Annotated in this window: 5 protein-coding genes; 4 read left to right on the top strand and 1 reads right to left on the bottom strand. The window is 48.3% G+C overall.

Annotation, left to right across the window (positions count from 1 at the left end):
• Window positions 1-213: 213 nt before the first annotated feature.
• A complete protein-coding gene (locus IX95_RS07750; RefSeq protein WP_038158415.1) occupies window positions 214-1,227 on the bottom strand; it encodes a methyltransferase in 1,014 nt (337 codons plus the stop codon).
• Between the two features lie 462 nt (window positions 1,228-1,689).
• Between IX95_RS07750 and IX95_RS07745 the strand changes: the two genes are divergently transcribed.
• From IX95_RS07745 to IX95_RS07730, 4 genes are all read left to right on the top strand, one after another.
• Window positions 1,690-4,740, top strand: a complete 3,051-nt coding sequence (locus IX95_RS07745) for a non-ribosomal peptide synthetase (RefSeq protein WP_038158413.1) — start codon at window positions 1,690-1,692, stop codon at window positions 4,738-4,740.
• Between the two features lie 67 nt (window positions 4,741-4,807).
• Window positions 4,808-6,304 (top strand): non-ribosomal peptide synthetase, encoded by a 1,497-nt coding sequence (locus IX95_RS07740; protein WP_038158412.1) that lies wholly within the window; start codon window positions 4,808-4,810, stop codon window positions 6,302-6,304.
• Window positions 6,305-6,322: 18 nt separating this feature from the next.
• On the top strand, window positions 6,323-6,598 hold the full coding sequence (locus tag IX95_RS07735) for an acyl carrier protein (RefSeq protein ID WP_019276642.1): 276 nt from the start codon (window positions 6,323-6,325) through the stop codon (window positions 6,596-6,598).
• 139 nt (window positions 6,599-6,737) lie between these two features.
• Window positions 6,738-12,266, top strand: coding sequence for a type I polyketide synthase (locus IX95_RS07730; protein WP_038158410.1), 5,529 nt, complete (start codon window positions 6,738-6,740; stop codon window positions 12,264-12,266).
• Window positions 12,267-12,358 lie beyond the last annotated feature (92 nt).

Here is a 12,358-nt window from a genome sequence, read left to right as displayed (position 1 = left end):
CCTTTCACTGGCGGTAGGACAATTTACGCTATGTCATTTTGTATGAACTGAATGTGAACGAAATGTTAATCAGCGTGCTTTGAGAATGAATCAGGAACTAGCAGAATGGATAAAGAGAACGGCTTTTTGAGTCCTAAGTTAATTAAAGTTAAGTGATACGGGCTTTAATGGTCATATAAGCCGTTGGAAAAGCCCGTTACATTCCGTTACCAACTAGCCTTTCATCACTTCCATCACAGTGTGTCCCGTGGCGAGTTTTGCACTACGGGCGACGCGTAGATTTGATTTGGCGAGTAGCTTTTCCATATCGCTTAAGCTGCGTTGATGGGTGCCGTCTTCACAGATAACCGATTGGAAGAGGGCGTTTAACAGCAGTCGTGGAGAGCGCTCACCGTCTTCAACGAGAGGTTCAATCACCAGCAGGCGATTGTCTTCTAGCGATCGAGCAACCGTGTCGAGTATGTCTTTACAAGACTGTGTATTCCAGTTGTGCAGGACGTTTTTCAGCAGATAAATATCGTAGCCGGAGGGGATAGAATCGAAGAAATCGCCGCAGCAGACCTCAACTCTGTCGTGAATGTCGCTGGGCAGGTACTGCCAACTTTGCTCGCACACTTCTTCTCGGTCAAAGATACACCCAGACAGATGTTCGTAGCGATGGAGTAACTCTGCCGTAATCACGCCGCTTCCGCCGCCAATGTCCATCAAGCTACCTGCAAAACTGAACATATCTGGAAAAACTCTGGTGAGCTCTGCGCCCACTGGTCTTGAAAAGTCACGCATAGCAAGATCATACACGGGGGAACGAGAAGGTGTGGATTCCAAATACTGGTAAAGCGTCTGATCATAGATGTGTTTGAATCCGGAGTCTCCAGTTTTACAGGTATGGAGTAGTCCCTCATAGCCGCGATAATATTCTTCGCCGAACAGTCGGCAGAAATGCCGCATAGATTGGGGGTGGTCGGAAAGAAGCAGCATGGAATGCGTGTTATTGCTGATCATTCGATCATCTTCAACATTAAAAAAACCAAACAGCTCGACGACCTTAAGCGTATTTAGCAGGACCGTCTTATCCGCATTACAAGCTAAAGCGAGTGCGTCGATGTCGAGCGAGCCCTCTTTTAATAAGTCGGCAAGCCCCAGTTCTGCGGCCACATTGAGTGCTTTGGCTGCCAGAGGCAGCATCATGATTTCAGATATCTTTTTAGTGGACTCTACATTACTCATAAACGACCTCATTAAACCGTTATTTATTGCGTATTTAGCAAGCTAGCTTTGAAAACTTAATATTTAATTAAGATTGAATGAGTACAGAATATTATTGGCGGCGTAGGCTACTAATGAAGGTTTTATCATTATTACTTGATGATTATATTTGAGTTATTCCTTTATTTATAAAAAGAGAATAAATTTAATTCTAAAGTGTTTTTTATGTCTGTTTATAGTCGATTTAAAGTCAGTTTATAATTGATAATGTTGAATTTAAAGTAAGTTTTATCTCCATAAGTTGTTGTTATTTGGTTTTTATTTCCTCCCTATCTCTGCCTTGAAAACTTTGATGCTTAAAACCAATTTGTTTCCTTAATTAAATCCTAAGTTTTCATGTCTAACTTTTATTTGTAGAAACCGGTCAGCAAGAAAATATTCTCGCATGACTTCAGGAATACCTTAACCAGCGAGGTAAATATTGTGAAAAATAACAATCCTGTATTTGAAACTATTTCAATGCAATCGTCGATTTCCCCTGAGGCAATAGCGGTTATCTACAAAGACAAGTCGCTGACCTATTCTGAGCTTGAGCTGCAATCAAACCAATTAGCGAGCTACTTAGTTAATCAATATCCTGATGGCAATAAAGGCAAAGTGGCGGTTTACCTTGAACCTAGCCTGATGTTGCCTGTGGTGATACTGGGGGTAATGAAAGCTGGGTTCAGTTATGTGCCTCTCTCTTCGTTCCAGCCGACAAAACGCATTCAGCAAATTTTGGATGATTCCGGTGCATTCCTCATCATTACCGATGAGCTACTGAGCAAGAAACCGAGCATGGCTGAGTGCGATACAGAGAAGCTGAATGTTGCAGCGCTTGATCTAGCTGGCACTCTACACTGCCAATCATTGCCGAAGGTAAGCCATTCTGATTTGGCTTATACCCTTTACACATCAGGCTCGACGGGTGTGCCAAAAGGGGTAGAAGTTGAACATGGTAGCATGGCGTATTATCTCGATTGGTTTAATCACGATTTATGGCCTGAAACTCAGGCAACTCTTCCGCTCGCCTCCTCTCTAAGCTTTGCGGCTGCGGTGACTCAATTGTTTGCTCCGTTGCTACGTGGCGACACCCTTCATATTCTTCCTGAAGGTACTTTGAACAACCCGCAACGGCTCTTTGATTGGTACCAGAATCGAACCAACACGGCGATCTACTGTGTCCCTACAATATGGAATGAGCTACTCAATTACCGCTGCTCAGTCGATAGCGCGCTATCTCTGCCTGAAACCGTTTTTCTATCCGGAGAACCTATCGGTGAAGACATTAAGCAACGTACGTTCGACAGCATCGAGAATGTGCGTTTGTTTAACCTATATGGCCCGACTGAAACCGTTGCAAACTGTGCGTTTACTGAGTTAGAGCCAGACCAGCCCGTGACTATAGGCAAAGCGTTGGCAGGAAGTGAGTTGTTTCTGCTCGATGAAAAGGGCGCATTAGTGACAGACGGCAGCGTGGGTGAAATCTGTATATGCGGCCCGGGCGTGGCTCGCGGATACAGTCATCGACCTGAATTGAGCGCAGAGCGTTTCTTCTCTCATCGCGGCCATAGCGCGCATCGCACCGGAGATTTGGGTCAGTTCAACGCAAACGGAGACATGGTGTGCCTAGGTCGCAAAGATCGTCAGGTGAAAATTCACGGAGTGCGAGTTGAGTTGGGCGAAATAGAAGCCAATCTTCGTCAGCATAGTGAAGTAGCCGACGCTGCGGTGAAAATGGTCAATGGTGGGCTGGTGGCTTACTTGCTGACGGACAAAAAACCAAGTGCCTGGGATCTACGTGCTTTCCTTAGCGAGCGCTGCCCGAGCGCGATGATGCCCGCTCAATTTGTTTACCTTGAAAGCTTTCCAAAACTACCGAATGGAAAACTAGATAGCGCTCGTCTGCCCGAGCCAGCGCCAGTAAGGCCAGAACTGAATTATGATTGCAGCGTACCCGCCAATGACCTTGAACGGGACCTTGTGGACATCTGGCAAGAAGTGCTCGGTTTTAGTGGCCTAGGGGTTGATGATGACTTCTTTGACTTAGGCGGGAACTCCTTGCAAGCGATGCGTGCCAGAACCCTGATTCGACGCCGCCTCTACAGCGAGATAGATTTCAAGCTCTTTTTCAGCAATGCGACGCCGCGTAAATTGGCTGCGGTCGTACCTTATTACCTAGCGGATGACTTGGATGACGCGACATCCACTCCAAATGAGAAGAATCAAGAAGCGCAATTCGAACCGCTCACATCGCAACAGGCTTACTTCCTGACGTTAGAACAAACCAGCGCTAACCCGAAAGCCTACCAGCCTGCGTTCTGTATTTACCTTGAAGGAAAGGCAAGTACGGAGAGTGTGGAATGGTGCCTCAATCGGGTGTTGGCCAGCAACCCAATCCTGACTACTCAATTTGATCTCGATAACTTTACCGCTAAAGAAGGTGGCTATGGTGCAGGTAAAGTAGAGATTCCGCACCGCAAGGTTGAGCATGTGTCGGGCAAACTCAGTGAAATGTCGCATTGTGATTTGCTGGATATGGCAGACATGCCGGACATCGACATTGACAGAGAGCCGCCGATTCGCCTTGCGTTATTGAGCAATAGTGACGATGAGCATGTGATCGTTGTTCGTGTCCACCACGCTGTGTTTGACCATGATTCCATTGGCATATTCTTTGAGCAATTTGTTCAGGCTTATCGCGCTTATATGGCAGGAGATTATGGTTTTGCGCAGCATCACCAACACCACTTGAGCTTGAAACAGCATCGCGGTGCGATGGTGGATGAAGAGAGCCAGATGCAATTTTGGTTGTCGGCATTGAATCGCTATCTGACGAAAGGTGCGGATAGTTCGTTGTACCCAAAAGCAGATTACCCGTCACCACAAGGCTACGCTGTGGAACTTTCCCTGCCTTTCAGCCAAGCGATAAAAGACTTTGCCCACGCACACAATACAACGGCTTATGTCATGTTACTCACGCTGTTTAACCTCGTGTTAAACCACGAAACTCGTTATCACAACATAACGATTGGCCTGCCTGTCTCCAATAGAGCCCTTTGTCAGCACGATGGTCAGATCGGCTGTTTCGTCAACATGGTCACCTACCACGAACAGGTTGATCAGGTTGATAGCGTTGTGAGTTTGATTAAAGCCAGCAGCAAAGCGATCTACTCGTTGATAGAAAATCAGTCCGTGTCCTACCTAGAACTTGCTGATGAAATGCGAAGCAAAGGCTGGCTCGAGAAACTACGTTTCCCTGTCACGTTTAATTATTTGTCTGCGATGCCGGAAGCTACAGAGGTGCAAGGCTGCCGCATGAAAGTTCAACACATCGCTGAGAAATCCGCTCGATGCGATTTGACTCTAACTGTCGATGACGGCGAGCAGTTGACCCTCAATTTCGATTATGAAAGTACGGCGTTTACCAAACAGCAGATCACCTTGTTGGCAGAACAATACTTGGCTCTGATTTCAGACACATTATCTCTGTAATGCGGAGTGTCTCCGGCTCGCAGGGAGCCGGAGATGAATAACGATTAAATATGGGGAGATGAATACAATGTCAAAATTGATCCACCGTCAGTTTGCTCATCAGTGCGCCAAAACACCGGATAATATCGCTCTGCGAAGTGACAGCGAAAACATCACATACCGCCAACTGGAACTGCGCGCCAATAATATTGCTCAGTCATTAATCCGCTCTGGCATTACATCAGGCGATGTTGTCGGCATCTACATGAATCGCTGCAATAACCTTGTTGCGACCATATTGGGTATATTGAAATCAGGGGCTTGTTACTTACCGCTCGATCCTTATTACCCAAGCGATCGCCTTGCTTACATGGCAGAGCACTCGGAAGCCAAACTGGTGATCACTGACAATTTGAATAGCATGGATTGGCTTAGCAATGATCTTCCAACGTTGGATGTGAATAGCATAGATTTTTCCAGCGTGACAACCCCAGACTTACCGCAGGTAGACGAACAGAGCTTGTGTTACATCATGTACACTTCGGGCTCAACCGGTAAGCCTAAGGGCGTGATGATCGCGCATCATACGGTGGTGAATTACCTCAACTGGATGCAAGATGCCTTTCAACTGACGACAAACAGTCGGGTATTGAATCAGACTACATTCAGCTTTGATATTTCAGTCTGGGAAATGTTCTGGCCTCTGATGACTGGAGCAAGCTGCGCACTGATTGCTGAAGATGCTAAGTATGATCCCGTGCTGTTGGCTGACTTCGTTGAGCAGCATCAGGTCACTGTCGCTCAGTTTGTGCCAACCGCACTACGTATCATTGTTGATGCGGATGTACTGAAACAATGTACCTCGCTAGAGCACATCTTCTCTGGTGGAGAAGCGCTGCCGCAACGCTTGGTGGACGACTTGTCGGCGCAGTATCTGGGTCATATCCACAACCTCTACGGGCCGACAGAAGCCACCATTTTTGCTTGTCATTGGTACTGCCAGCCACAGTGTGCAGAAAAAGTCGTGCCGATTGGCCGCCCGATTCCGCACGCAGAAGTGCTTGTCCTTGATGAAGCTCTGCTGCCAGTAAAGCAAGGGCAGTGCGGTGAATTGTATTTAGCCGGAGATATTCTGGCGAAAGGTTACCTCAAACGTGCCGACCTCACCCTAGAGCGCTTTGTTGATCATCCCTTTGCTAAGCAGAGTGGAGAGAAAATGTATCGCACAGGCGATTTGGTGAGTACCAGAGAAGACGGTGCGTTACTGTTCCACGGCCGAACCGATTCACAAATTAAACTGCGCGGTCACCGAATTGAGCTGGCCGAAATTGAAGCTCAGCTACAAGCGATGCCCAGCATTTCTCACGCTGCAGTGATTGTGGATAGCAGCGATGACGGTAAGGCATCTTACCTGACTGCCTTTTATGTGCCCTCTCAGCAGTCCAACGCTGATGTGCAAGTGATCAAAGAACAATTGGCAAAAGTATTGCCTTATTACATGCAACCCTCCCGATATTACTCCGTTGATAGCTTACCCACGCTCCCTAATGGGAAAGTTAGCAAGTCAGCTTTAAACGCTCACTAATTAGAAGGTTCTAGCACTATGTCGAATAACAAACCCAATATGACACCTGAAATTGAAAACCGTGTTCTCTCAATCTGGCAATCGGTTTTAGACGTTAAAAAAATTGCCCGAGATGAGAACTTCTTTGATGCAGGAGGCAACTCATTATTAATGAGTAAAGTACACAGGGAAATAAAAAGACAGCTTGGAATTCCGATTAATATTATCGAGCTATTTCAATGCCCTACAGTGGATTCGCTAAGTAAGAATATATCTAAAAAATACCCTCAGGTGTTATTAGAAAAATCGAATTAAAACTTCGCTAAATAGTTTTACCTAGAAGACAAGTTCATTTTATTCGCTGATTGAAACACTCCTTTCTTTTCAAAGGAGAGGGGCCGTTTTTCCCGAAATAAGTACAAATAAATACGACATACAACCCGTGAGGTAGCATATGAAAGACCAAGCAACACTGCGCGATAAAGATATAGCTATTATTGGCATGTCAGGCCGATTCCCTGGTGCAGAAGACATCACGACGTTCTGGAAGAACCTCGCTGAAGGGCTGGAAACCATCACAACATTTAGCGAACAAGAGCTTCGCGAGTCGGGTGTCGATGAAGAATTGATTGCCTCACCCAACTACATTCCTCGCCGAGGTATTCTCGGCAACGCGCAACATTTCGATGCGCACTTCTTTGATATTACTCCTCGTGACGCGGAAATCATGGATCCTCAACACCGTGCGTTTCTGGAAAGCAGTTGGCATGCTTTTGAAGATGCGGGGTACGTGCCTTCGAGTTATCCGGGCAAAGTGGGTGTTTTTGGCGGTACAGGCACAGCGTGGCATTTGAACAAAGTCCATTCCCATCCGGGCGTTAGCCAGTTTGCCAGTGGCGCATCCGTTGTGACCAATAACGATAAAGACTATGTCACAACGCGAGTCTCCTACAAGCTGGACTTAAAAGGGCCAAGCGTGAATGTGCAGACGGCCTGTTCAACCGCAATGGTGGCCGTGGTAATGGGGATTAACAGTCTATTAAGCCGTGAAAGTGACCTCGTGGTTGCTGGTGGTGTATCCATCGATACACCGGAGCGCCGCGGCTACAAATATATGCAAGGTGGTATGGAGTCAGCGGATGGACGCTGTTACGCGTTTGATTCTCGTGCCAATGGCACTGTGTTTAGCCGCGGTGTTGGTGCTGTGCTGCTTAAGCGTGTTAAAGACGCAGTCAAAGATGGTGACCACATCTACGCGGTGATCAAAGGCGGGGCAATCAACAATGATGGCAGTCTCAAAGCTGGATTCACGGCGCCGGGTATTGAAGGGCAGGTTGAAGTCGCGAAGCAGGCGATTTCTAACGCCGATATTGATGTAGAAAACATCCGCTTTGTTGAAGCGCATGGTACGGCGACAGCGTTGGGCGACCCGATTGAATTTTCGTCATTGTCGCAAACCTTCCGCCACTTCACAGATAAAGAGCAGTTCTGTCGTTTAGGTTCAGTCAAAACTAACATCGGCCATACCGATGCTGCCTCGGGCGTTGCCAGTCTGATTAAAGCCTCAATGGCATTGGAATCCGGACAGCTTCCAGCTTCACTGCATTATGCTGAGCCGAATCCAAACATTGAGTTTGAAACTAGCCCGTTCGTGATGAATACCGAACTGACGGCATTTAAACAGCAGGACAAGCCAAACAATGCGTTGGTCAACTCCTTTGGTGTCGGAGGTACCAATGCTTGTGTGATCCTCGAAACGGCGCCAGAAACCCTACCGGGTGATGCGCATAACTCGCCACTCATGATCCCGTTCTCAGCCCGCAGTCGTAACGCATTGAATGAGATGAAACAGCGTCTGGCGAGTTACCTGACAGATAACCCAGATGCAGATGTTGCAGACGTGGCGTACACCATGCAGGTAGGCCGCAAACAGTTCGAATTTTCCACCTCGGTGGTTGGCAATGATCGTCAGGCCATCATTGAAGCGCTGGCTAAGCCTTCTCAGATTGTGTCTGGAAACAAATCAAAGCGACCAATGGTGTTTATGTTCCCGGGGCAAGGCAACCAATATCCGAACATGTCTCGCGATCTTTACCAGACGTATCCGGTGTTTAAGCAGGCGATGGATCAGTGCTGCGAGTATCTGATGCCAATTCTAGAACAGGATCTGCGTGAGATTATCTTCCCGCAAGATGAGCAAACCGCGGCTCGTATTAACGAAACTCAATTCACACAGCCTGCGTTGTTCGTTGTTGAGTACAGCCTTGCTCAGCTATGGATGTCATGGGGCATTCAGCCCGATGTGATGATTGGTCACAGTGTCGGTGAGTACGTGGCAGCATGTTTGTCAGGCGTGTTCTCGCTAGAAGATGCGCTCAAAGCTGTTGCGATTCGTGGCAAGCTGGTTCAGGCTCTGCCAGCGGGCGCAATGCTAGCCGTTCTGATGGAAGAAGCTGAGCTCACAGAGCGCTTATCAAACAGTGAACTGGATATCGCGGCGGTCAACTACCCAGAGCTCTGTGTGGTGGCGGGTGAGCTTGAAGCGATAAAAGCATTCCAATATGAGCTGGAAGAAGAAGGCATCTTCTGCAAGCACTTGGATACGTCACACGGTTTCCACTCAAGCATGATGGATCCTATGTTGCCAGCGTTCAAAGACGTGATCGATGGCATTGAGCTGAATGCGCCGCAGATTCCGTTCGTCTCTTCGGTAAATGGTGAATGGATCAGTGACGAATTAGCACAGGATAGCGACTACTGGGTGCGCCACGTCAGAAACCCTGTGCTGTTCTCGCATGCATTCAAAACCTTGATGGCCGATCATCAGGATGGTTTTGTGGCGTTAGAAGTGGGGCCGGGCCGTTCTCTGGAGTCTGCGGCAAAGCAACACTTCCGTGAAGAAGATGGTTCGAATGCCGATATCTTCTCCTCTTTGCCTACGGCCAAAGAAGTAGAGATTTCCGGTGAGTATTTCATCTCAATGCTTGGTGCTTTATGGGCGCACGGCGTCGAGATTGACTGGTCATCTTACTATGGTGATGAGCGCCGACGTCGCCTGCCTCTGCCGGGCTACCCGTTCGAGCGAAATGAATTCAAACTGCCTGAGCTGAAAACAGGTAATGCTGAAAGCCTATCAAGCAGCAGTGCGGAAGCCAGTTTAAAACGCAAGAAAACCGATGTTGGTGACTGGTTCTATATGCCTGCGTGGAAGCGAACCATTCCTGCTGACTTCATGCCGAGCAAACAAACTCAAGATGAAAATGATTGTTGGGTGGTTTTCGCTGACGAATATGGTGTGGCTGATCAGCTGCATACTCAGCTTCTGGCATCAGGCCAACAAGTGGTGACTGTGTTCAAAGGCGTCTGCTATCAGGAGAATGTCGTCACCAGCGACAGCGCGAAGAGTTTTGTCATTGACCCTACCTCTCGTGAAGACTACATCCGAGTGCTTAAGGCAATCAAAGCTCAAGAGATGAATCCGGTTCGTATTGTTGATCTGTGGAACCTCTCTCCTGAGCAAGGTGATGTCGACCTTGAACTGTGCCGTGAACACCAGTTGGATTCTTTCTACAGCCCGCTGTACCTGCAACAGGCGTTAGTGAATGAAAACTTGCTGGATAATCTTCACCTGTTGTTGGTGACCAATAATATCTTCAGTGTATCTGGGGAGCGAGTTTACGCACCTGAGAAAGCACTGTTGGTCGGGCCTGCGCGTGTGTTCTACCACGAGTACCCAGATGTTCAGTGTCATTTAGTCGATATCGACTGGCCTGCGGACTTAGCGAATGAATCCGGCCATTGGACGGCAGAGCAAGCAGCACGTTGCCTGATTGCAGAGAGCAGTATTAACACTGACGGCCAACTGGTGGCGTATCGAGGTGGTTGCCGCTGGGAGGAAGACTATCAGGCGGTTAACTTAAAACAGCAAGAACCAGGCTTACCGGCGCAATTCAAAGATGATGGCGTTTATCTCATCACTGGTGGATTAGGCGGCCTTGGCATGCTGGTGGCTGGTCACATCTCAGAAATGAGTAATGCAACGCTTGTTCTGACCTATCGTAGTCGTCTGCCTGAACGCGAGCAATGGAATGACTGGATTCAGAATCACCCAGTCGATGACCCAATGAGTGAAAAATTGGCGGGCATCCTGCGTCTTGAGGAGCAAGGTAACACCATTGATTTAGTCAATGTGGACGTCTGTGATTATGTGGCGATGTCGGAAGTGTTTGAACGTTATGATCGCTTTGATGGCATTTTCCACACGGCTGGTATTGCGGGGGGCGGCATCATTCCGCTCAAGTCAGATGAAGATTGTGCCAGTGTTCTGGAGCCGAAAATCCTCGGCAGCCTGATTCTCGATGACCTGACCAGAGACAGCCAGCCTGATTTCATGGTGCTGTTCTCTTCCATCAGCTCGATTGTCGGTGATGAAGCTCGAATTGATTACTGTTCCGGTAATGCCTTTATGGATGTGTTTGCCAGCTACCGTAATCAGAATCGAAACGGTCGCACCATCGCAATCAACTGGGGCAAATGGGGCGATGTCGGTATGGCGGTTCAGTGGGCTCGTGAGTTGGATGAGAAAAACAAAGCCAACGAAGCGCCCTTAGAACAAACAGGGCTGCTTACGCTGCTCGGCCGTAAAGGTATGGAAGAAGAATATCGAGTCAATCTGGATGTGCGGAGTGACTGGGTACTCAACGAGCATAGCTTGTCGAATCAACCGACCTTGGTTGGTACTACCATACTGTCGATGCTGCATACCCTGATGAATCACTTCAAGCCTCAGGAAGCGCTTCAGGTTAAGAACTTGCTGTTGACCAAACCGGCGATTTACCACAACGCATGGCCGCGTGAAATGCGCCTGTATGTACGCAGTGAAGGCGCGGGCTACAGCTTTAGCCTTCGTAGCCGCGGCGTCCGTGACATCGAGTGGGACGAACACGCGCTGGGCAACCTTGGCCGTGGTGTCGAGAGTGAAGAGAGCCTTGCCGCTGTAGATTCACTTGAAGCGATTCAGTCTCGCTGCATTAACAAACTGCCTGATGACTTAACCGGCAAAGATTACGTCAATGCTGTAACGGATGAAACCTTCCTGTCGCTCAGTGAGCGTTGGAATGGTCCTAAGTGTGCATGGCAAGGTGAGGATGAGTGGCTGATTCATAAAGATCTCGATGCTCAGTTCCAGAGTGATTTTGAGCAGTATCCGTATCACCCAGCACTGATTGATTCGGTATCCATTCGCTGTATCAACCTGATCACGACAGACAACTACCTGCCAATCAGCTACGGCAAGATCAGCTATCTGGCACCGCTTGACGGAGATTGCTACGCGCACATCAAGCTCAAACAGCCGTATCAGGCGGAAGGCAGCACCATCATCTTGGATGTGGTCTTCCTATCCGCTGATAGCAAGCCGTTGATGGTTTTGGAGAACTACACGCTAGTACGTATGAAAGCCGAGAATCAGGTTGCTGCTTCTGCGCCAACGTCTGCTGTAGCTCAGGTTAACGTCGATGTCTCCGACAAGGACATTCTGTTCTACGAAGGGCTGGATGCACTGAAACGACAGCTTGCACACCTAGAGTTTGAGCAACTCGTCGTGGTGACCAGTGATCTGGGCCAGCTTATCTACGAAGCGATTCCTGAACAGGAAGATGAACAGCTGGCAGAGCTGGAAGCGGAAGTCAGCCAAGGGCACGCCCGTCCAGAACTCTCTGTTGAGTATGTGGCACCTGAAAACGATATCGAAAAAGAGATCATTGCAGTCTGGCAGTCGATTCTAGGCATTTCAGGTATTGGTGTTGATGACAATTTCGTCGAGCTTGGTGGTAACTCGCTGTTGGCGGTACAAATTGTGTCAAAAGTGTCAGCCAAGTTTGAAGTCGATATTCGAGTGGATCTCTTCTATCAGGATCAAACCGTAAGAGGGCTGTCCGGCCTGATCATCGAAGCGTTTGAATCTGTTCTTCAGAGCGAATAGCGCCCATTTCCCGGGCATTAGCCCGGGAAGTTCATCACCTTCAGGCTGTCGCAACGGCAGCCAAATCTTCCAAATGGTAAAAGGGCACGGCT

It is taken from the genome of Vibrio sp. B183 (genome assembly GCF_000740665.1).
Lineage (GTDB): Bacteria > Pseudomonadota > Gammaproteobacteria > Enterobacterales > Vibrionaceae > Vibrio > Vibrio coralliilyticus.
This window is presented reverse-complemented; position numbering and strand designations above follow the sequence as displayed.